Below are 21,567 nucleotides of genomic sequence, written 5' to 3'. Positions count from 1 at the left end.
GCTTCGCACAACCTTGCACGAGCCCACCGTTACATCAGCACGATGTCGTACTGCTCCTGGCTCAGATTCGACTCGACCTGCAGCGACACCGGTTTGCCGATGAAGTCGATCAGCATTGCCAGATGCTGCGATTCTTCGTCGAGGAACAGGTCGATCACCTGCTGCGCGGCGATCACGCGAAACTCGCGCGGGTTGAATTGGCGCGATTCGCGCAGAATCTCGCGCAGGATGTCGTAGCACACGGTGCGCGACGTCTTCACCTGGCCCTTGCCCTGGCAGGTCGGGCACGGTTCGCACAGCACGTGCGCGAGCGATTCGCGCGTGCGCTTGCGCGTCATCTCGACGAGTCCGAGCTGCGAGAAGCTGTTGACCGTCACGCGCGTGCGGTCGCGCGACAGCGCCTTCTTCAGCTCGGACAGCACCGCGTCGCGATGCTCGGCGTTCTCCATGTCGATGAAGTCGATGATGATGATCCCGCCGAGGTTGCGCAGCCGCAGCTGCCGCGCGATCGTGTGCGCCGCCTCGAGGTTGGTCTTGAAGATCGTGTCGTCGAAGTTGCGCGCGCCGACATAGCCGCCCGTGTTCACGTCGATCGTCGTCATCGCCTCGGTCTGGTCGATCATCAGGTAACCGCCCGACTTCAGGTCGACGCGGCGCGACAGCGCGCGCTGGATCTCCGTCTCGATGTTGTACAGGTCGAACAGCGGCCGCTCGCCCGTGTAGTGATGCAGCTTCGGACTCACGGCCGGCGTGAACTCGCCCGCGAATTCCGACAGGCGCTGGTAGGTCTCGCGCGAATCGACCTGGATGCGCGTCGTGTCGTCGTTCGCGAAATCGCGCAGCACGCGCTGCGCGAGATCGAGATCCTGGTACAGCAGGCTCGTCGCCGGCAGCCGCTGCGCCTGCGCGACGATCGTCGCCCAGGTCTTGCGCAGGTACGCGACGTCGCCGGCCAGTTCGTCGGAGGTCGCATCCTCGGCGATCGTGCGCACGATGTAGCCGCCTTTCTCGTCCGGCGGGATCACGGCGGTCAGGCGCGCGCGCACGGCCTCGCGCTCGGCCTCGCTCTCGATCTTCTGCGAGATGCCGATATGCGGCTCCTGCGGCAGGTAGACGAGCGTGCGGCCCGCGATGCTGACCTGCGTCGACAGCCGCGCGCCTTTCGTGCCGATCGGATCCTTGATCACCTGCACCATCAGCGTCTGGCCTTCGAACACGATCTTCTCGATCGGCTGGTGCGGTGCGCCCGACTGCGGCTCGCCCGCGAGGCGCGGATGCCAGATGTCGGCGACGTGCAGGAACGCCGCGCGCTCGAGGCCGATGTCGATGAACGCCGACTGCATGCCGGGCAGCACGCGTACGACCTTGCCGAGATAGATGTTGCCGACCCGTCCGCGCGACAGCGTCCGCTCGACGTGAAGCTCCTGCACCGCACCTTGCTGGACGAGTGCGACGCGCGTTTCCTGCGGCGTGAGGTTGATCAGGATTTCTTCGTTCATGGTGCGGTTCAGAAGGCGACGCGTGCGGTACGCAGCAGCGCGGCAGTCTCAAAAAGGGGCAGACCCATGATACCTGAATGGGATCCGTCGATTCGCTCGATGAATTCGGCCGCGCGGCCCTGGATCGCGTACGCGCCGGCCTTGCCGAACGGCTCGCCGGTGTCGACGTAGCGCGCGAACGCATCGCGCGATGCGTTTGAAAAGCGTACCGACGAGCGCGACAGCGCGGGCGGCAGCAGTTCGCCGTCGGCGCCGATCACGGCGACGGCGGTCAGGACTTCGTGTGCGCGGCCCGCGAGGCGGGTGAGCATCGCGAGCGCATCGTCGGCGTCGGCCGGCTTGCCGAGGATCGCGCCATCGATGGTCACCGTAGTGTCCGCAACGAGCACCGGCGCGGGCGGCTTGCCGCTCGCGATGAGGCGCGCACGCGCGGCCTCGGCCTTCGCGACGGTCACGCGCCGCACGTACGCGTCGGCGGCTTCGCCGGGCAGCTCGGCCTCGAGCGCCTCGGCGTCCTCGTCGGGGCGCGGCAGCAGCAGCTCGAAGCGTACGCCGATCTGCAGCAGCAGCTCCTGGCGGCGCGGGCTTTGCGAGGCGAGGTAAAGGATCGGGAAAAGCGCGGGGGACGTGCTGGACGGCATGGTGTCGTTATCTCGTTAGGCGCGCGTGGCGCGCGTCTCGAGGACGACACGTCATGCGCGGTGGTAGGGGTGATTCTGCGTGATGCTCCACGCCCGGTAAAGCTGTTCGGCGAGCAGCACGCGCACCATACCGTGCGGCAGCGTCATGCTCGAAATGCGCAGCAGCACGTCGGCGCGCGCTTTCAGGTCCGGATCGAGCCCGTCAGCGCCGCCGATCACGAACGCGACGTCGCGGCCGTCCTGCTGCCAGCCGGGCAGCGCCTGCGCGAGCTGCATTGTGGTCCAGTCGCGGCCGCGCTCGTCGAGCGCGACGAGGCGCGCGCCCTTCGGCAGTGCGGCCTCGATCTTCTGCCGTTCGGCGGCCATCACGCTTTCGGCGCTGCGGCCGCCCGAACGCAGTTCAGGCTTGATTTCGCGCAGCTCGATGCGCAGTTCGGGCGGCATCCGCTTCGTGTATTCGTCGAAGCCGGATGCGATCCAGCCCGGCATCTTGTGGCCGACCGCGAGGATGAAAAGCTTCATCGGGACGACTCGCTGCGACTCAGCGGCGGCGGGCCGCCGTCTTGCGCGCCGGGCGTGCGGGCGCGGCTTCTTCCTCGTCGTCCTCGTCTTCGCTGGCCGTCGCGAAGCCGTTGCCCTTGCCGCCGCCGAGCTTCATCCGCACGGGCTTGTCGCCCCAGATTTCCTCGAGGTTGTAGTACTGGCGCAGCGCCGGTTGCAGGATGTGCACGACCGCGTCGCCGCAGTCGACCAGCACCCATTCGCCGGTGTCCTCGCCTTCGGAGCTGACGACGTCGCCGCCGGCTTCCTTGACCTTGTCGCGCACGTTCGACGCGAGCGCCTTGGTCTGTCGGTTGGAGGTGCCCGACGCGACGACCACGCGGTCGAACAGTTCGGTCAGGTGGCTGGTGTTGAACACCTTGATGTCTTGCGCCTTGACGTCTTCGAGGGCGTCGACGATCACGCGCTGCAGTTTGCGAATATCCATGGATTCAGGAATGGTAGAGGCGATGTTGAAGAATATAGGCCCATACGGCGGCCGGCACATGTTCGGCCGACGCGTCGGGCATTTGCGCATGGCGTGCGATGCATGCGCGCAGGTGCGCGCGGATGTCGGTCGCGGCGATGTCGAACGAAAGGGTCGTATCGATCAGCAGGTTGCCTGCCGGCGTGGCCTTGAGCACGTCGGCGCAGGCCTGCCGCGCGGCGATCTCCCGCGCGACGTCCGGCGGCGCTGCGCCGAGCTCGAAGCCCGGGCGCGTCGACACGCCGATGTGCGCGTAGTCGAACAGCGTGCGCCAGTCGCGCCACGTATCGAGGCGCACGAGCTGGTCGGCGCCGATCAGCAGCGACAGCGACGCATCCGGGCCGATCCGCTCGCGCCAGCGCGCGAGCGTCTCGACCGTGTAGGTCGGGCCGGTGTGCTCGATCTCGTCGGTGGCGACGGTCACGGTCACGCCCGGCAGCACGAGCGAATCCGCGGCCGCGCGCGTCATCGCGAGCCGGTGCTCGGCGGCCGACACGTCGCGCTTCTGGTACGGCTGTCCGGCGGGCAGCAGCACGAGTTCGGTCAGGTCGAGCAGCGCGGCGAACCGGCGCGCGAGCGCGAGATGACCGTCGTGGATCGGGTCGAAGGTGCCGCCCAGCAAGCCGATACGACGCGGCAGCGGGGCGGGGCGGGCGGTGGTGTCCAGAAACGCGTCCTTTCGTTGGGGCAGCGGCACGCGCGGGCTCAGACCCAGTCGCGCGGCACGAGGAAGTCGCTGTAAAGGCGCGCTTCCGGCGAACCCGGCTCGGGTTGCCAGTTGTAGCGCCAGTTCGCGACCGGCGGCATCGACATCAGGATCGACTCGGTCCGGCCGCCGCTTTGCAGGCCGAACAGCGTGCCGCGGTCGAACACGAGGTTGAATTCGACGTAGCGGCCGCGGCGGTAGGCCTGGAAGTCGCGTTCGCGCTCGCCGTACGGCAGTTCGGCGCGGCGCTCGACGATCGGCAGGTAAGCGTGCAGGAACGCATCGCCGACGCTTTGCATCATGTCAAACGAGCGTTCGAAACCGGGTTCCGAGAAATCGTCGAAGAAGATCCCGCCGATGCCGCGCGTTTCGTTGCGGTGCTTCAGGAAGAAATATTCGTCGCACCATTGCTTGAAGCGCGGGTAGAGCTCGGCGCCGAACGGGTCGAGCGCATCCTTGCAGGTCTGGTGGAAATGCCGCGCGTCGTCCTCGAAGCCGTAAACCGGTGTCAGATCCATGCCGCCGCCGAACCAGAACACGGGGTCTTCGCCCGGTTTCGTCGCGATCAGCATCCGCACGTTCATGTGCACGGTCGGGCAGTACGGATTGCGCGGGTGCAGCACGAGCGACACGCCGAGCGCCTCGAAGCCGCGGCCCGCGAGCTGCGGACGCGCCGCGCTGGCCGACGGCGGCAGCGCGTCGCCCGCGACGTCGGAAAAGCCGATTCCCGCGCGTTCGAACACGCGGCCGCCTTCGAGAATCCGCGTGCAGCCGCCGCCGCGCAGGCGTTCGGCCGGCCCGCGCTGCCACGTGTCGGTCGCGAGCGGCGTGCCGTCGAGCGCGCCGAGCGCGTCGGCGATGCGTGTCTGCAGGCCCTGGAGGTACGTGCGCACACGCGCCACGTCGTAGGTCGAATCGGTCATGTCTGGACTGGCTGCCCCCACCCGGAGCGGGGGCCATAAAAAAAGCATCTGCCGGGCATTCTATCGAACCCCGGCAGACGGGTCGCCGCCGCGCGGGCGCGGGGCGGCGATGGCGACGTCACGCGCTCTTGCGGTTGAGCGCGCGAAAGCCGATGTCGCGGCGGTACTGCATGCCTTCGAAATTGATCTGGTTGATCGTGTCGTACGCATGCTGCTGCGCTTCGCGCACCGAATCGGCGAGGCCGACCACGCACAGCACGCGGCCGCCGGACGTCACGAGCTTGTCGCCGTCATTGAGCGTCGTGCCCGCATGGAACGTCACGGCCTGTTCGGTCTCGGCCGGGATGCCGTTGATGCGGTCGCCCTTGCGCGGCGCGTCCGGGTAACCGTGCGCGGCCAGCACGACGCCGAGCGCGGTGCGGCGATCCCAGTCGAGCTCGACCGTGTCGAGGGTGCCCGCGATCGCCTGCTCGACGACCTTCGAGAAATCGCTCTTCAGGCGCGCCATGATCGGCTGCGTTTCCGGGTCGCCCATCCGGCAGTTGAACTCGAGCGTGCGCGGATTGCCATCCTTGTCGATCATCAGGCCCGCGTACAGGAAGCCCGTGAAGCGGATGCCGTCCTTCTCCATCCCGCGCACGGTCGGCATGATGATTTCGCGCATCACGCGGGCGTGCATCTGCGGCGTGACGATCGGCGCGGGCGAATATGCACCCATGCCGCCGGTGTTCGGGCCGCGATCTTCGTCGAGCAGGCGCTTGTGGTCCTGGCTGGACGCCAGCGCCAGCGCGTGCTTGCCGTCGACCATCACGATGAAGCTCGCTTCCTCGCCATCGAGGAATTCCTCGATCACGACGCGCGCGCCGGCATCGCCGAGCTTGTTGCCCGACAGCATCATGTCGACGGCCGCATGGGCCTCTTCGAGCGTCATCGCGACGACGACGCCCTTGCCGGCCGCGAGGCCGTCGGCCTTCACGACGATCGGCGCACCCTTCGCGTCGATGTACGCGTGGGCGGCGGCCGCGTCGGCGAAGGTTTCGTAGTCGGCCGTCGGAATGTTGTGGCGCTTCATGAACGCCTTCGCGAAATCCTTCGAGCTTTCGAGTTGCGCGGCTTCGCGGGTCGGGCCGAACACCTTCAGGCCGCGTGCGCGGAACAGGTTGACGATGCCGGCCGCGAGCGGTGCTTCCGGCCCGACGAGCGTGAACGCGACGCCTTCGCGTTCCGCGAAATCGGCGAGTTCGTCGAGCGCCGTGATGTCGACGTTCTTCAGACGCTCGTCCTGCGCCGTGCCGCCATTGCCCGGCGCGACGTAGACCATCTGGACGCGCGGCGACTGCGCGAGCTTCCACGCCAGCGCATGTTCGCGGCCGCCGGAACCGACGACGAGTAGTTTCATGGGATTCCCCGCAGACTAGAAAACAGGGCGGCCGGCACGCTCAGGCGCGCCGGCCGCGAAATCGGTCGGGCCGCCGCCGCAACGCTGCGCACGGCGGCCGGCATCTCATTCCTCGACGATGACGGCGTTCGTATACACGTCCTGCACGTCGTCGAGGTTCTCGAGCGCGTCCAGCAGCTTCTGCATCTTCGCCGCGTCGTCGCCGGTGAATTCGACTTCGTTCTGCGGCTTCATCGTCACTTCGGCGAGTTCGGCCTTGAAGCCCGCGGCTTCGAGCGCGTCCTTCACCGCCGAGAATGCCTGCCAGTCGCACAGCACTTCGATCGAGCCGTCGTCGTTCGTGTTCACGTCGTTCGCGCCGGCTTCGAGCGCGGCTTCCATCAGCGCGTCTTCCGACGTGCCGGGCGCGAACAGGAACTGGCCGACGTGATCGAACATGAACGCGACCGAGCCGTCGGTGCCCATGTTGCCGCCGAACTTCGAGAACGCGTGGCGGACTTCCGCGACCGTGCGGGTGCGGTTGTCGGTCAGCGTGTCGACGATGATCGCCGCGCCGCTGATGCCGTAGCCTTCGTAACGGATTTCTTCGTAGTTCGCGCCGTCCGCGCCGCCGACGCCGCGATCGATCGCGCGCTTGACGTTGTCCTTCGGCATGTTCGCGTCGGCTGCCTTGTCGACCGCGAGACGCAGGCGCGGGTTCGAGTTGACGTCGCCGCCGCCGAGGCGCGCCGCCACCTGGATTTCCTTGATCAGGCGGGTCCAGATCTTGCCGCGCTTCGCGTCGGCCGCAGCCTTCTTATGCTTGATGTTGGCCCATTTCGAATGACCAGCCATACCTTTCTCCGTGCCCGGGCGCGCAGCGCGGGCGATTGTTGCAATGTGTCGTTGAATCGGCGGCCGTGTCGGCGGGCATGAAGCCGCGGGGCCGCGCGTGTCGAGTGGATCGTGATTTTATCACGCGGCGACCGCCGGTTCGGGGCCGCCGCGCATGGCCGAACGGCCAGGGCGGCCGTCGCGGCGCGCCGGGCCGCGCGGCACGGTGGCGCCGGCCGCTCGGTTCCGTCAGTTCTTGGTGCCGAACAGGCGGTCGCCGGCGTCGCCCAGGCCCGGCACGATGTACGCGTGCTCGTTCAGGTGCGAGTCGAGCGACGCGACGAACAGCTTCACGTCCGGGTGCGCGTCCTGGAACACCTGCACGCCTTCGGGCGCGGCGACCAGCGCGACGAACATGATGTTCGCGGCCGGCACGTTGCGGCGCTTGAGCACGTCGACCGCATGCACGGCCGAATAGCCGGTCGCGACCATCGGGTCGCACAGGATGAAGATGCGGTCTTCCAGGTCCGGCAGGCGCACCAGATATTCGACCGGGCGGTGGTCTTCGGCGCGGTACACACCGATGTGACCGACGCGCGCGGACGGCACCAGGTCGAGCAGGCCGTCCGACATCCCGATGCCCGCGCGCAGCACGGGCACGATCGCGAGCTTCTTGCCGGCGATCACCGGCGCGTCGACCGCCACCAGCGGGGTTTCGACCCGCTTGGTCGTGATCGGCAGGTTGCGGGTGATCTCATAGCCCATCAGCAGCGTGATCTCGCGCAGCAGTTCGCGGAACGTGCGCGTGGACGTGTCCTTGTCGCGCATGTGCGTGAGCTTGTGCTGGATCAGCGGGTGATCGGTGATGAAGAGGTTCGGGAAACGGCTGTCCTGTTTCATGACGGGGTGCCTTGGCGGCAAAAGGGGATCGGGGGCGGCGGCGGGCGCGAGGCCGGCCGTCGCTCATGGCCGCAATTTTACCAAGGCGCGCCGCGCGATCCGGATATTATCGACGTCTCACGACAATCCGCGTGCCGCGCACGCCCGCTCGCCCGCCCGCCGGCGGCCGTGCGGGGCCGCCGGCACGCGCGCCACCAGGGAAGCGACGATGGATCTCGGCATCGAAGGAAAGACCGCGCTCGTGTGCGCGGCCAGCAAGGGTCTCGGGCGCGGCTGCGCGGAAGCGCTGGCCGCCGAGGGCGTGAACCTCGTGATCGTCGCGCGCACGCGCGACACGCTGGAGGAAACCGCGGAAGAGATCCGTGCCGGCGCGAACGTGTCGGTCACGGCGGTCGCGTGCGACATCACGACGCCGGACGGCCGCGCGGCCGCGCTCGCCGCGTGCCCGCAGCCGGACATTCTCGTGACGAATGCCGGCGGCCCGCCGCCCGGCGACTTCCGCGATTTCTCGCACGACGACTGGATCCGCGCGCTCGAGGCGAACATGCTGACGCCGATCGAGCTGATCCGCGCGACCGTCGACGGGATGATCGGCCGCGGCTTCGGCCGGATCGTCAACATCACGAGTTCGGCCGTGAAGGCGCCGATCGACGTGCTCGCGCTGTCGAACGGCGCTCGCTCGGGGCTGACTGGCTTCGTCGCGGGGCTGTCGCGCAAGGTCGCGGGGCAGGGCGTGACGATCAACAACCTGCTGCCCGGGTTGTTCGACACCGACCGGATCGCGACGACGCTCGCCGCGTCGGCGAAGGCGCAGGGCGTGACGGTCGACGAGATGCGTGCGCGGCGCACCAAGGACATCCCGGCCGGGCGCCTGGGCACGCGCGCGGAATTCGGCGCGGCCTGCGCGTTCCTGTGCAGCGTGCATGCCGGCTACATCACCGGGCAGAACTGGCTGCTCGACGGCGGCGCGTATCCGGGTACGTTCTGACCCGCGCTTTTCGATTCACGACGACAACAACCGAACGACGAAGGAACTGGAGATGAGCAAACCCCGCATCGCATTGATTGCGCACGACGCGAAGAAGGACGAGATCGTCGCGCTCGCGGGCCAGTATCGCGAGACGCTCGCGCAATGCCGGCTGGTGGCGACCGGCACGACGGGCGGCCGGATCGCCGCCGCGCACGGGCTCGAGGTCGAGCGCAAGCTGTCGGGGCCGCTTGGCGGCGACCTGCAGATCGGCGCGGAACTGGCCGACGGCCGCGTCGACATTGTCATATTCCTGCGCGATCCGATGACCGCGCAGCCGCACGACCCCGACATCACCGCGCTGGTGCGCGCGTGCGACGTGCACGACGTGCCGGTCGCGACCAACGCCGCGACCGCGCGGATGCTGCTCGACGATCTGGCGCGGAACATGCAGGACGTTTGCTAGGCAGCTGTTGAAGAGCGCCGCGCTTTAGCGGTCGGGGGCTTCGTTCAAGAAGTTGTCGTATGCGATCGGCCGCGGAGTGTCGGACGGATCGTGCCGAATGCTTCGCTGTCGAGCGAGCGGGCCGGTGCATTGCCACGCAACGGCCGGGTTCGAAGGCTTCAGCGCGCCACTCATGACGGCACCGCTTCTTGGCGTGATGGCCTGGCACACAATCGAGCTGGCGAGCGCGCTTGCGCGTTCGGCGAAGCCGTCGGCTGGCTGACTACGGCGTCGACCAAGGCACGTGCATCCGCGCGCGAGGGCCTCGATTACGGTGATTTGCGCGTTCCCCTGAACGATAGAAGGGATTCGATTCCTTGTAGCAGTTCGGGCAAGAAGGACTGATCCAGCCCGCAATACCCCGTGATGCATGCTCCCTCGGGAGGGGGCGGCTGAAAGCGCCAGTCGCCCACGATTGCGCGTCGATCAAGTGTTCGCAATATCAGCTCAAACCCCGGCTCAACGCCTGTTAGCTCCGCTCGTTGCCCGGCTTGAAGCTGCGTTTGAATGGATTGAATCTGTTGCCGAAATTGTCGCAACTCGTCGGGCATGACACTCCATTGCCCTTCCGCCTGGATACTCGGTACCGTCAATTGGATCCGTACATCGATCCATTCAAGATACGGCCCTCCCGGTTCGTCGCGTCGCGCAGCAACGGGCTCCATTTGAAGTCTAAAGTCATCTGTGTCGATGGTTAGCATGTGTTCAACGTTAAGAGCGCAACCTTCCGAGACGTTGTGATCAGTCGGCCCAGCTACCCGTTCGTTCCGGTGAGAGGCAATGTCCGGTATTTCGGGCGCGGCTAATGGCACGGGTATTTTTGTCGCAAGACGTATGTGACCAGGACTGCCGCATTTGCCCTCAGCGCATCTCTCGGCCATTTCCCGAGATCGTGGAGCACTTCCGAATCGATTTCCCCCGGTTTGACACGCCCGTTGTCGCACCAGTCCTGGCCTTCGGTCGCATCGGCCACGCCTGCCAGATACCCGGCCATAGCGTGGCGCTCGGCGCCAGCATACGGCGTGTTGTCGGAACGGCTCAGGCCGTCGAGCAAACGGGTGCCGTCCGCACGCGGTATCGGGGCCGCGGTTGCGCTGCCGATACTTGCGGATAGCGACGCGAAAGCGATCACATTCCAGACAAGAGCGAGCTTCATGGGGTGGACTGGGCGAATTGGGCAGCAGGCAAATTAGCACGGCCGTCGTCTCGTAAATGACCATGGCCAGAACCGGTTGTCGGGCCGATCGACGTCGACCTTCGTCGGTTCGGGAAAAGCGCGTCGACACCGCGCGGGAGATCCTTTGCGCACGGGGCGCGAGGCGAGAAATGACCAACGGCCCGGTTCGGCCATCGCGGCGCGAGCGACGTGACGTCAACGTTACAAAGTGTGCCGAACATCATTGACTGCGCAAGCGAAGGAAACGAGCGGCAGCGACCGGTCTCATACCGCGCCGTTTTCCTCATGCGCGGCCCATGCCATCCATTTCCTGCGAAAACCCTACCGAGGTGAAGGGATTGCGACGACGCGCTGCGCGACCGCGCACGACGCGCGAGAATCCTCCGCTATGACCCGTGTTCACGCGCATCGCCGCAGCGGCAATGTCGATGCATTCGCCGAACCGGATTTCCAGATTCCAGACAGAAGAGGAGCAAAACGATGCCGAAAGCAATCCGATACGACCAGCCGGGCGGCCCGGACGTGATGAAGTGGGTCGATGTCGACGTCGGCGCGCCGAAGGCCGGCGAAGTCCGCATCCGGCAACACGCGGTCGGGCTCAACTACATCGACGTGTATTTCCGCACGGGCCTGTATCCGCAGCCGCTGCCCGGCGGTCTCGGGATGGAGGCGGCGGGCGAGGTGACGGCCGTCGGCGACGGCGTGACCGCGTTCAAGGCCGGCGACCGCGTCGCGTATGTCGGCCAGCCGCCCGGCGCGTATGCGCAGGAGCGCGTGATGCCGGCCGAGCGCGTCGTGAAGCTGCCGGACGGGATCAGCGACGACGACGCGGCGTCGGTGATGCTGCAAGGCCTGACCGCGCATTACCTGCTGCGCCGCACGTACCCGGTGAAGGCCGGCGACACGATCCTGATCCACGCGGCGGCCGGCGGCGTCGGGCTGCTTGTGTGCCAGTGGGCGAAGGCGCTCGGCGCGACCGTGATCGGCACGGTCGGCTCCGACGAGAAGGCCGAACTCGCGAAGGCGCACGGCTGCGATCACCCGATCGTCTACACGCGCGAGAACTTCACGCAGCGCGTGAAGGCAATCACGAACGGCGCGGGCGTGCCGGTCGTCTACGATTCGATCGGCAAGGACACCTACGTCGGCTCGCTCGACAGCCTCGCGCCGCTCGGCTACTTCGTCAGCTTCGGCAACGCGTCGGGCCCGCTGCCGCCGATCGACTCGAAGGAATTCTCGTCGCGCGGCTCGCTGTTCTTCACGCGCCCGACGCTGTTCTCGTACATCGCGAAGCGCGCCGATCTCGACGCCGCGGCCACCGAATTGTTCGACGTGATTCTGTCGGGCAAGGTGAAGACGAGCATCAACCAGCGCTACCCGCTCGCGGAAGTCGGCCGCGCGCATGCCGACCTCGAAGCACGCAAGACCACCGGCTCGACGATTCTCGTTCCCTGACCGTCCCCCGTGCCGGCGCGACGCCGGCACGCGCCTGTTGCGGGCGGCGCTGCAGCGCCGCTCGTCCCGCCTCGTTTTGCGCCAGTCCCGCCGCACGCGTTTACGCGTTTTTTACACCCGCCCCGACACCTTTGACCCGCCCTTTACGTGCGTTCCCATAAGGTTCTAGTCGTCCGATTTCGACGACGGAGAACAAAAAATGGATGGGGTTTTCATCGGCGCACTGGTGCTCTTCACCGCGCTGATCCTCGGTTTGCTTGCCGGTTGCGACAAGCTCGTGCAATACGGTCGCGGGGGGCGCGCATGACCTGGATGCTTTGGCTGGCGGGCGCCTCGACGGCCCTGCTGTTCGCGTATCTCGTCTTTGCGCTGCTGCGCGCGGAGGACATCGAATGAACGCGAACAACCTGTTGCAGACGCTGCTGTTCATCGTCGTGCTGCTCGCGGCGGCCGTGCCGGTCGCGCGCTACCTGAGCGCGGTGATGGATGGCAGTTCGCGCGTCGTGCGCGTGTTCGGCCCGCTCGAACGCGCGCTGTACCGCGTCGCCGGCGTCGACGCCGGCACCGAGATGAACTGGAAGCAGTATGCGATCGCGACGATCGCGTTCAACGCGCTCGGCGTGCTGTTCCTCTACGGGCTGTTGCGCCTGCAGGGCTTCCTGCCCGGCAACCCGCAGCAGTTCGGCGCGATGACGCCCGACGGCGCGTTCAACACGGCCGTCAGCTTCGTCGCGAACACGAACTGGCAGGACTACACGCCCGAGCAGACCGTCAGCTATCTGTCGCAGATGCTCGGCCTGACCGTGCAGAACTTCCTGTCGGCAGCGACCGGCATCGTCGTCGTGATCGCGCTGATCCGCGGCTTCGCGCGTCACACCGCGCAGACGATCGGGAACTTCTGGGTCGACCTCACGCGCGTGACGCTGTACGTGCTCGTGCCGATGGCGGCGCTCGTCGCCGCGCTGCTGATGAGCCAGGGCGTGCTGCAGAACATGAAGGCGTACCAGGACGTGCCCGTGCTGCAGGCGAGCACCTACGCGGCGCCGAAGCTCGACGCGCAGGGCAGCCCGGTGAAGGACGACAAGGGCAACGCGGTCACGGTGCCGACTCCGCTGACGAAGCAGACGCTCGCGATGGGGCCGGTCGCCTCCCAGGAAGCGATCAAGATGCTCGGCACCAACGGCGGCGGCTTCTTCAACGCGAACTCCGCGCACCCGTTCGAAAATCCGACGCCGTTCGCGAACTTTCTGCAGATCTTCTCGATCCTGATCATCCCGGCCGCGCTGTGTCTCGTGTTCGGCCGGATGATCGGCGACCGCCGGCAGGGCATCGCGGTGCTCGCGGCGATGACGGTCGCGTTCGCGGTCGCGACCGGCGTCGAGGTGAGCGCCGAGCAGGCCGGCAACCCGACGCTCGCCGCGCTGCACGTCGACCAGTCGGCCGGCGCGCTGCAGCCGGGCGGCAACATGGAAGGCAAGGAAACCCGCTTCGGGATCGCACAGACCGGCATCTTCACGGTCGCGACGACGGCCGCGTCGTGCGGCGCGGTGGACGCGATGCACGATTCGCTGACGCCGGTCGGCGGCCTCGTGCCGATGCTGCTGATGCAGCTCGGCGAGGTGGTCTTCGGCGGCGTCGGCTCCGGCCTCTACGGGATGCTCGTGTTCGCGCTGCTCGCGGTGTTCGTCGCCGGCCTGATGATCGGCCGCACGCCGGAATACGTCGGCAAGAAGATCGAGTCGTACGAGATGAAGATGGTGTCGATCGTCGTGCTGCTCACGCCGCTGCTCGTGCTGGTCGGCACGTCGATCGCGGTGTTGGCGGACGCGGGCAAGGCCGGCATCTCGAACCCGGGCCCGCACGGCTTCTCGGAAATCCTCTATGCGTTCAGTTCGGCCGCGAACAACAACGGCAGCGCGTTCGCGGGCCTGACGGTCGGCACGCCGTTCTACAACTGGATGACCGCGATCGCGATGTGGTTCGGCCGCTTCGGCACGATCGTGCCGGTGCTGGCGATCGCCGGTTCCCTCGCCGCGAAGAAGCGCATCGCGGTGACGAGCGGCACGCTGCCGACGCACGGCCCGCTGTTCGTCGTGCTGCTGCTCGGCACCGTGCTGCTGGTGGGCGCGCTGACCTACGTGCCGGCGCTCGCGCTCGGCCCGGGTGTCGAGCACCTGATGATGTGGCTGGGCGCTTGATGCGCGCCCGCATCGCGACACACTGAAAAGACTGAAGAGCTTGAAGAGATCGCAATGACTCAACATTCCGCAACACGGTCCATGTTCGATCCGGCGCTGCTGCGCCCGGCGATCGTGGATTCGTTCAAGAAACTCACGCCGCGCACGCAGTTCCGCAATCCGGTGATGTTCTGCGTGTACGTCGGCAGCATCCTGACCACGATCCTGTGGATCGCGGCGCTCTCGGGCCAGGCCGAGGCGCCCGCGGGCTTCATTCTCGCGATCGCGCTGTGGCTGTGGTTCACGGTGCTGTTCGCGAACTTCGCCGAAGCGCTCGCCGAAGGGCGCTCGAAGGCGCAGGCCGCGTCGCTGCGCAGCGCGAAGAAGGACGTGATGGCGAAGAAGCTCAACGAGCCGCATCCGAAGTCGCCGATCCGCATCACGACCGCGTCCGACCTGCGCAAAGGCGACGTCGTGCTGGTCGAGACCGGCGACGTGATCCCGGCCGACGGTGAAGTCGTCGACGGCGTCGCATCGGTCGACGAATCGGCGATCACCGGCGAATCCGCGCCGGTGATCCGCGAATCGGGCGGCGACTTCTCGTCGGTGACGGGCGGCACGCGCGTGCTGTCCGACTGGATCGTCGTCAAGGTCACAGCGAACCCCGGCGAGGCGTTCCTCGACCGGATGATCGCGATGGTCGAAGGCGCGAAGCGCAAGAAGACGCCGAACGAGGTCGCGCTGACGATCCTGCTCGTCGCGCTGACGATCGTGATGCTGCTCGCGACCGCGACGCTGCTGCCGTTCTCGATGTTCTCGGTCGAAGCGATGAAGGCCGGCCACGTGGTGACGATCACCGCGCTCGTCGCGCTGCTCGTGTGCCTGATTCCGACGACGATCGGCGGGCTGCTGTCCGCGATCGGCGTGGCCGGGATGAGCCGGATGATGCAGGCGAACGTGATCGCGACGTCGGGCCGCGCGGTCGAAGCGGCCGGCGACGTCGACGTGCTGCTGCTCGACAAGACCGGCACGATCACGCTCGGCAACCGTCAGGCGTCGACGTTCGTGCCGGCGCCGGGCGTGACCGAGGAAGCGCTGGCCGATGCCGCGCAACTGTCGTCGCTCGCCGACGAAACGCCGGAAGGGCGCAGCATCGTCGTGCTCGCGAAGGAGCGCTTCAACATTCGCCAGCGCGACATGGCGCAACTGCATGCGACGTTCCTCGGCTTTTCCGCGCAGACACGGATGAGCGGCGTCGATCTGCCCGGCCGCGAGATCCGCAAGGGCGCGGCCGACGCGATCCGCCGCTACGTCGAAACCCACGGCAGCCGCTTCCCCGAAGAAGTGCGCCGCGCGGTCGACGACGTCGCGCGCCGCGGCAGCACGCCGCTCGTCGTGGCCGACCTGCAGGACGGCGCGGCGCGCGTGCTCGGCGTGATCGAGCTGAAGGACATCGTGAAGGGCGGCATCAAGGAGCGCTTCGCGGAGCTGCGCAAGATGGGCATCAAGACCGTGATGGTGACGGGCGACAACCGGCTGACGGCCGCGGCGATCGCGGCGGAAGCGGGCGTCGACGATTTCCTCGCGGAAGCGACGCCGGAAACCAAGCTCGCGACGATCCGCGAGCACCAGGCGGCCGGGCGTCTCGTCGCGATGACGGGCGACGGCACCAACGACGCGCCGGCGCTCGCGCAGGCCGACGTGGCGGTCGCGATGAACACCGGCACGCAGGCGGCGAAGGAAGCCGGCAACATGGTCGACCTCGACTCGAACCCGACGAAGCTGATCGAGATCGTCGAGATCGGCAAGCAGATGCTGATGACGCGCGGTTCGCTCACGACGTTCTCGATCGCGAACGACATCGCGAAATACTTCGCGATCATCCCGGCCGCGTTCGTGACGACGTACCCGCAATTGCGCGTGCTCGACATCATGCATCTGACGTCGCCGGCGTCCGCGATCCTGTCCGCGGTGATCTTCAACGCGCTGATCATCGTCGCGTTGATCCCGCTCGCGCTGAAGGGCGTGACCTATCGGCCGCTCGGCGCCGCGTCGCTGCTGCGCCGCAACCTGCTGGTCTACGGCCTCGGCGGCGTGCTGCTGCCGTTCCCGTTCATCAAGCTGATCGACATGACGCTCGCCGCGCTCGGCTGGGCCTGAGCCGGCCGTCCTTGAAGGAACCATCATGAAATCGTTGATTCGCCCGCTCGTCGTGCTGTTCGTCATCCTGACCGCCGTGACGGGGCTCGCTTACCCGGCGGTGATGACCGTGTTCGGTCAGGCCGTGTTCCCGTCGCAGGCCAACGGCAGCCTGATCGAGCAGAACGGCAAGGTCGTCGGCTCCGCGCTGATCGGCCAGTCGTTCGACGCGCCGAAGTATTTCTGGGGCCGGCTGTCGGCCACCGCGCCGATGCCGTACAACGCGGCCGGCTCCGGCGGCTCGAACTTCGGCCCGCTGAACCCGTCGCTCGCCGACCAGGTGAAGGCGCGCATCGCCGCGCTGCGCGACGCGGGCACCGACCTGTCGAAGCCGGTGCCGGTCGACCTCGTGACGGCGTCGGCGAGCGGCCTCGATCCGGAGATCACGCCGGCCGCGGCCGCGTACCAGGTCGAGCGCGTCGCGAAGGCGCGCAACCTGGCGCCGGACGCGGTCGCGCAACTCGTCGCCGCGAACACGGCGGGCCGCCAGTTCGGCGTGCTCGGCGAGCCGCGCGTGAACGTGCTGAAGCTGAATCTCGCGCTCGACGCGGCGCAGGCCGCGCACTGAGCGTGCGGGCGTGCGGGCTCCCCGGCGCGGCTGGCTGCGCGCCGGGCCCGACTTCGTTTCGACGGCGCGCGCGCCGTCTTTGCCTTTTGCGGCGATTTGGAACCACAATGGCTGTATCTCGCGCGCCATCCGGCGCGTCGCCCTTCTGACGCATGAACCGCCCCGATCCCGACCAACTCCTCGACAAGCTGCAGCGCGATGAAGAAAAGCAGCGGCGCGGCCAGCTCAAGATCTTCTTCGGCGCGTCCGCCGGCGTCGGCAAGACCTACGCGATGCTGCAGGCCGCGCGCCAGCGCGTGCAGGAAGGCGTCGACGTCGTCGTCGGCATCGTCGAGACTCACGGCCGCAGTGAAACCGCCGCGCTGCTCGACGGCCTCGACGTGCTGCCGCCCGCCCGCATCGACTATCGCGGCCGCACGCTCGCCGAATTCGATCTCGACGGCGCGCTCGCGCGTGCGCCGCAACTGATCCTCGTCGACGAGCTCGCGCATTCGAACGTGCAGGGCGCACGGCACCTGAAGCGCTGGCAGGACGTCTACGAGCTGCTCGATGCGGGCATCGACGTGTATACGACCGTCAACGTCCAGCATCTCGAAAGCCTGAACGACGTGGTCGGTGCGATCACCGGCATTCGCGTGTGGGAGACCGTTCCCGATCGCGTGTTCGACGCGGCCGACGAAGTCACGCTCGTCGACCTGCCGGCCGAGGAATTGCTCGAGCGGATGCGCGACGGCAAGGTCTATCTCGCGCAGCAGGCCGAGCGCGCGGTGCGCAACTTCTTCCGCAAGGGCAACCTGATCGCGCTGCGCGAGCTCGCGCTGCGGCGCACGGCCGATCGCGTCGACGCGCAGATGCGCGAGTACCGCGCAGACCGTTCGATCCAGCGCATCTGGCAGGCGCGCGAGCGGCTGCTCGTGTGCGTCGGCCCGGGCGCCGAAGCGCCGACGCTCGTGCGCGCGGCGGCGCGCCTTGCCGCGAGCCTGAAGGCCGACTGGATCGCCGTGTACGTCGAGACGCCGCGCCTGCAGCGGCTGCCCGACGCGCGGCGGCAGCGCACGCTCGACGCACTGAAGCTCGCGGCCGAGCTCGGCGCGGAGACGGTCACGCTCGCCGGGCCCGACGCGGTCGCCGCGTTGATCGGCTATGCGAAGGTGCGCAACGTATCGAAGCTCGTCGCGGGCGGCTCGCCGAAGGTCGGGCTCGCGCGCCGCTTCGCACGGCCGTTCGGCGAGCAGCTGGCGGAACGCGCGGGCGACGTCGACCTGATGCTGATCCGTGCGTCCGCGAGCGACGAGACGCGCGCCGCGCCGCTCGACGCGCGGGCGCGCGACTGGCGCGACGCGTTCGCGCAGTTCGGCACGCACCGTTCGCCGCCGCGCCACTACGCGTATGCGGCCGCGATCTGCGCGGCGATCACCGTCGTCGCGAGCGTCGTGTCCGGGCGGCTCGACCTCACGAACCTCGTGATGCTGTACCTGCTCGGCGTGGTGTTCTCGGCGGTGCGGCTCGGCCGCGGCCCGGGCGTGCTGCAGTCGTTCCTGTCGGTGGCCGCGTTCGATTTCTTCTTCGTGCCGCCGCGCATGTCGTTCTCGGTCAGCGACACGCAATACCTGCTGACCTTTTTCGGGATGCTGCTGACGTCGCTCGTGATCAGCCACCTGACGTCGACGCTCACGCGTCAGGCGAGCGTCGCGCAGCGCCGCGAGCGCCGCACCGGCGCGATCTACGCGATGGCGCGCGAGCTCGGCGCGGCGCTGACGACCGAGCAGATCGTCGAGATCGGCAGCCGTCACGTGGGCGAGGTGTTCCGCGCGCGCGTCGCGTTCCTGCTGCCCGACAGCGCGGACCAGGTGCGGCAGAAGATCGAGGAGCCCGACGCGGTCGTCACGCTGACGGGCGCGGAGCTCGACAGCGACGTCGGCCAGTGGGTGTACGACCAGCAGAAGCCGGCCGGGCGCGGCACCGATACGTTGCCGGCGACGGCCGCGCTGTACCTGCCGCTGAAGGCGCCGATGCGCACGCGCGGCGTGCTCGCGGTCGTGTCGCGCGAGCCGCGCGAACTCGAGGTCCCCGAGCAGCAGCGGATGCTCGACGCATTCGCCGCGCAGATCGCGCTCGCGCTGGAGCGCGTGCACTACGTCGAGATCGCGCGCGACGCGCTCGTCAACATGGAATCCGAGCGGTTGCGCAACTCGCTGCTGTCGGCGATCTCGCACGACCTGCGCACGCCGCTCACGACGATCGTCGGTTTTTCGTCGATGCTCGCGAACGGGCGCGCGGCCGCGCAGGCCGGCGACGCCGCGGCGGCCGGGCGGCTCGCGCAGCGCGAGGGCGAACTCGTCGACGCGATTCACGACGAGGCGCTGCGCATGACGGGCATCGTCACGAACCTGCTCGACATGGCGCGGCTGCAGGCCGGCAGCCTGCAGCTCAAGCGCCAGTGGTCGCTGCTCGAGGAAACCGTCGGCGCCGCGCTCGCCGCGTGCCGGCGCGTGCTCGCGCGCCATCCCGCGCACGTCGCGCTGCCGGCCGACCTGCCGCTGCTGCAGATGGACGCGGTGCTGATGGAGCGGTTGTTCACCAACCTGTTCGAGAACGCGGCGAAGTACACGCCGCCCGATACGTCGCTCGACATCGGCGCGGAGCGCGTGACCGACGACGGCCATCCTTTCGTGTGCGTGCACGTCGACGATCACGGCCCGGGCCTGCCGGTTGGCATGGAAACGCGGATCTTCGACAAGTTCACGCGCGGCGAGAAGGAATCGGCGACGCCGGGCATCGGGCTCGGTCTCGCGATCTGCCGCGCGATCGTCGAGGCGCACGGCGGTAAAATCGGCGCGCTCAACCGCACCGCGCCCGACGGCCGCGTGACGGGCGCGCGCTTCTGGTTCACGCTGCCGGTCGACACGCCGCCGGCGGCACCCGCCGTGCCCGACGACGAATCCGACCTGCCGGACGCATCGCCCCCATCCGAGTCATTGCCCGACCATGAGTGAACCCAGCCTGACCGTCGTCCTGATCGAGGACGAAAAGCAGATCCGCCGCTTCGTGCGCGCCGCGCTCGAGGAGGAGGACATCGCGGTGTTCGAAGCCGAGACGGGCAAGCAGGGGCTGATCGACGCGGCGACGCGCAAGCCCGACCTCGTGATCGTCGATCTCGGCCTGCCCGACACCGACGGCCTCGACGTGATCCGCGAACTGCGCGGCTGGTCCGAGGTGCCGGTGATCGTGCTGTCCGCGCGCACGCAGGAAGAGGAGAAGGTGGCCGCGCTCGACGCGGGCGCCGACGACTACCTGACCAAGCCGTTCGGCGTGTCCGAACTGCGTGCGCGAATTCGCGCGCAACTGCGCCGGCGCAACCAGGGCGGCGCGAACGAGTCGCCGAAGGTGACCTTCGGCGGCGTGACCGTCGATCTCGCGCTGCGCCAGGTGTGGCGCGACGACGCGATCGTGCACCTGACGCCGCTCGAATACCGGCTGCTCGCGACGCTCGTGCGTCACGCGGGGCGCGTGCTCACGCACCGCCAGCTGCTGCGCGACGTGTGGGGGCCGTCGCACGTCGAGAGCCATCATTACCTGCGCATCTACATGGCGCATCTGCGCCAGAAGCTCGAGGCCGATCCCGCGCAGCCCGAGCACATCGTCACCGAGACGGGCGTCGGCTATCGGCTCGTCGGCGCCGTGTGACGCACGGGGCGCGGCCAAGCATGCGGCCGCGGCGTCGCGCCCCGGCAGGGTTGCGCCGGCGCGACAGCCTCGCGATGGGCGTCGGCCTTGCACACCGGCTGCGCAATCCCCGCTATCCTGACCGTTCCGCGAACGAAATCGAGGTGCGTGCAATGTCCGTCCGTCTGGTCGTCATCTGTGCGCTGGCGCTCGCTGCGCCCGGCGCGTTCGCCCAGCCGCTGCCGCCCGGGCAGCACCCGCCCGCGCAGGCGGCGCTGGCCAATCCCGCGTCGGTCAACTGCGAGAAGCTCGGCGGTCGCCACGTAATCCGCAACCTGTCGAGCGGGCAGGTCGGCATGTGCGTGTTCAAGGACGGCCGCGTGTGCGAGGAGTGGGCGCTTTACCGCGACGACCGCTGCGTCGGCGGCGGCGCGCCGAAGCGCGTGGCGAACTGACCGCGTCCTGACGATCGCACCCCGCATCGGCGACGGCCTGCCAGGCCGCCGGCAGGTCCGTAAGCTACTTGTTATACTCGGCGCCGCCCGGGGACGACCCCGGGTCATTCGCTTCAACGGGGACGGCCCCATCCGATACGGAGTACGTCGAGATGGCGTGGGTATGGTTGTTGATCGCCGGTTTGCTGGAAGTGGCCTGGGCGGCCGGCTTGAAATCGTCGGACGGCTTCACGAAGCTCGGTCCGTCGGTGTTCACGATCATGACGGCGCTGGCCAGCTTCGGGCTGCTCGCGGTCGCGATGCGCCAGTTGCCGCTCGGCACCGCGTACGCGGTGTGGACGGGCATCGGCGCGGTCGGCGCGTTCGTGTTCGGCATCGTGATGCTGGGCGAGGCGCTGACCGTCGCCCGCGTCGCCAGTGCGGCGCTGATCGTCGCGGGGCTGGTCGGCCTGAAATTGTCGTCGGCCGCCTGACGACGGACTCCGCGGCG

General features: G+C 68.2%; 22 protein-coding genes. 11 read left to right on the top strand and 11 right to left on the bottom strand.

Annotation, left to right across the window (positions count from 1 at the left end; genetic code table 11):
- Positions 1–29 precede the first annotated feature (29 nt).
- From rng to upp, 9 genes are all read right to left on the bottom strand, one after another.
- Positions 30–1,499 carry a ribonuclease G gene (rng, locus tag JYG37_RS13965; protein ID WP_050016390.1) on the bottom strand — a complete coding sequence of 490 codons (1,470 nt, stop codon included), beginning with the start codon at positions 1,497–1,499 and terminating at the stop codon, positions 30–32.
- A gap of 8 nt (positions 1,500–1,507) precedes the next feature.
- On the bottom strand, positions 1,508–2,140 hold the full coding sequence (locus JYG37_RS13960) for a Maf family protein (RefSeq protein WP_050016392.1): 633 nt from the start codon (positions 2,138–2,140) through the stop codon (positions 1,508–1,510).
- A gap of 51 nt (positions 2,141–2,191) precedes the next feature.
- Positions 2,192–2,662, bottom strand: coding sequence for a 23S rRNA (pseudouridine(1915)-N(3))-methyltransferase RlmH (rlmH, locus tag JYG37_RS13955; protein WP_006478222.1), 471 nt, complete (start codon positions 2,660–2,662; stop codon positions 2,192–2,194).
- A gap of 19 nt (positions 2,663–2,681) precedes the next feature.
- Positions 2,682–3,128, bottom strand: coding sequence for a ribosome silencing factor (gene rsfS, locus JYG37_RS13950; RefSeq protein WP_050016394.1), 447 nt, complete (start codon positions 3,126–3,128; stop codon positions 2,682–2,684).
- A gap of 4 nt (positions 3,129–3,132) precedes the next feature.
- Complete coding sequence (locus JYG37_RS13945; protein WP_089488693.1) at positions 3,133–3,864, bottom strand: nicotinate-nucleotide adenylyltransferase; 732 nt, start codon at positions 3,862–3,864, stop codon at positions 3,133–3,135.
- 8 nt (positions 3,865–3,872) lie between these two features.
- On the bottom strand, positions 3,873–4,796 hold the full coding sequence (gene hemF / locus JYG37_RS13940) for an oxygen-dependent coproporphyrinogen oxidase (RefSeq protein WP_050016398.1): 924 nt from the start codon (positions 4,794–4,796) through the stop codon (positions 3,873–3,875).
- A 118-nt stretch (positions 4,797–4,914) separates the two neighbouring features.
- Positions 4,915–6,195, bottom strand: a complete 1,281-nt coding sequence (gene purD, locus JYG37_RS13935; protein ID WP_050016400.1) for a phosphoribosylamine--glycine ligase — start codon at positions 6,193–6,195, stop codon at positions 4,915–4,917.
- A 105-nt stretch (positions 6,196–6,300) separates the two neighbouring features.
- A complete protein-coding gene (locus tag JYG37_RS13930; protein WP_006478227.1) occupies positions 6,301–7,029 on the bottom strand; it encodes a YebC/PmpR family DNA-binding transcriptional regulator in 729 nt (242 codons plus the stop codon).
- Positions 7,030–7,257: 228 nt separating this feature from the next.
- Complete coding sequence (gene upp / locus JYG37_RS13925; RefSeq protein ID WP_006478229.1) at positions 7,258–7,908, bottom strand: uracil phosphoribosyltransferase; 651 nt, start codon at positions 7,906–7,908, stop codon at positions 7,258–7,260.
- A gap of 208 nt (positions 7,909–8,116) precedes the next feature.
- Here upp and JYG37_RS13920 point away from each other — a divergent pair, with 208 nt between their 5' ends.
- A complete protein-coding gene (locus tag JYG37_RS13920; protein WP_124594795.1) occupies positions 8,117–8,896 on the top strand; it encodes an SDR family oxidoreductase in 780 nt (259 codons plus the stop codon).
- Between the two features lie 52 nt (positions 8,897–8,948).
- Positions 8,949–9,341: a methylglyoxal synthase gene (locus JYG37_RS13915; protein WP_176015623.1), complete on the top strand. Its 393-nt coding sequence runs from the start codon at positions 8,949–8,951 to the stop codon at positions 9,339–9,341.
- 308 nt (positions 9,342–9,649) lie between these two features.
- Here JYG37_RS13915 and JYG37_RS35125 read toward each other — a convergent pair whose 3' ends face one another.
- On the bottom strand, positions 9,650–10,081 hold the full coding sequence (locus tag JYG37_RS35125; protein WP_502774544.1) for a WapI family immunity protein: 432 nt from the start codon (positions 10,079–10,081) through the stop codon (positions 9,650–9,652).
- A gap of 101 nt (positions 10,082–10,182) precedes the next feature.
- Positions 10,183–10,536, bottom strand: a complete 354-nt coding sequence (locus JYG37_RS13910; protein WP_060733606.1) for a Rap1a/Tai family immunity protein — start codon at positions 10,534–10,536, stop codon at positions 10,183–10,185.
- A 501-nt stretch (positions 10,537–11,037) separates the two neighbouring features.
- Here JYG37_RS13910 and JYG37_RS13905 point away from each other — a divergent pair.
- The 9 genes from JYG37_RS13905 (at position 11,038) to sugE (ending at position 21,550) form a co-directional block, all read left to right on the top strand.
- Positions 11,038–12,012 (top strand): quinone oxidoreductase family protein, encoded by a 975-nt coding sequence (locus tag JYG37_RS13905; protein WP_089488691.1) that lies wholly within the window; start codon positions 11,038–11,040, stop codon positions 12,010–12,012.
- 303 nt (positions 12,013–12,315) lie between these two features.
- Positions 12,316–12,408: a K(+)-transporting ATPase subunit F gene (gene kdpF / locus JYG37_RS13900; protein ID WP_006752209.1), complete on the top strand. Its 93-nt coding sequence runs from the start codon at positions 12,316–12,318 to the stop codon at positions 12,406–12,408.
- Positions 12,405–14,210 carry a potassium-transporting ATPase subunit KdpA gene (gene kdpA, locus JYG37_RS13895; protein WP_124554850.1) on the top strand — a complete coding sequence of 602 codons (1,806 nt, stop codon included), beginning with the start codon at positions 12,405–12,407 and terminating at the stop codon, positions 14,208–14,210. The genes kdpF and kdpA overlap by 4 nt, the downstream gene beginning before the upstream one ends.
- Positions 14,211–14,264: 54 nt before the next feature.
- A complete protein-coding gene (gene kdpB, locus JYG37_RS13890) occupies positions 14,265–16,349 on the top strand; it encodes a potassium-transporting ATPase subunit KdpB (RefSeq protein WP_050016412.1) in 2,085 nt (694 codons plus the stop codon).
- Between the two features lie 25 nt (positions 16,350–16,374).
- On the top strand, positions 16,375–16,956 hold the full coding sequence (gene kdpC, locus JYG37_RS13885) for a potassium-transporting ATPase subunit KdpC (protein ID WP_050016414.1): 582 nt from the start codon (positions 16,375–16,377) through the stop codon (positions 16,954–16,956).
- 152 nt (positions 16,957–17,108) lie between these two features.
- Positions 17,109–19,952 carry a DUF4118 domain-containing protein gene (locus JYG37_RS13880; protein WP_089488689.1) on the top strand — a complete coding sequence of 948 codons (2,844 nt, stop codon included), beginning with the start codon at positions 17,109–17,111 and terminating at the stop codon, positions 19,950–19,952.
- A complete protein-coding gene (gene kdpE / locus JYG37_RS13875; RefSeq protein WP_050016417.1) occupies positions 19,945–20,643 on the top strand; it encodes a two-component system response regulator KdpE in 699 nt (232 codons plus the stop codon). The genes JYG37_RS13880 and kdpE overlap by 8 nt, the downstream gene beginning before the upstream one ends.
- Positions 20,644–20,795: 152 nt before the next feature.
- Positions 20,796–21,077 carry a putative hemolysin gene (locus JYG37_RS13870; protein WP_050016419.1) on the top strand — a complete coding sequence of 94 codons (282 nt, stop codon included), beginning with the start codon at positions 20,796–20,798 and terminating at the stop codon, positions 21,075–21,077.
- A gap of 152 nt (positions 21,078–21,229) precedes the next feature.
- Complete coding sequence (gene sugE / locus JYG37_RS13865; RefSeq protein WP_204383334.1) at positions 21,230–21,550, top strand: quaternary ammonium compound efflux SMR transporter SugE; 321 nt, start codon at positions 21,230–21,232, stop codon at positions 21,548–21,550.
- Positions 21,551–21,567: the final 17 nt, after the last annotated feature.

The sequence above is a fragment of the Burkholderia sp. LAS2 genome (genome assembly GCF_018417615.1).
In the GTDB taxonomy this organism is placed as follows: domain Bacteria; phylum Pseudomonadota; class Gammaproteobacteria; order Burkholderiales; family Burkholderiaceae; genus Burkholderia; species Burkholderia sola.
The sequence above is the reverse complement of the archived record's forward strand: the minus strand, read 5'-3'. Positions and strand labels throughout refer to the sequence as shown.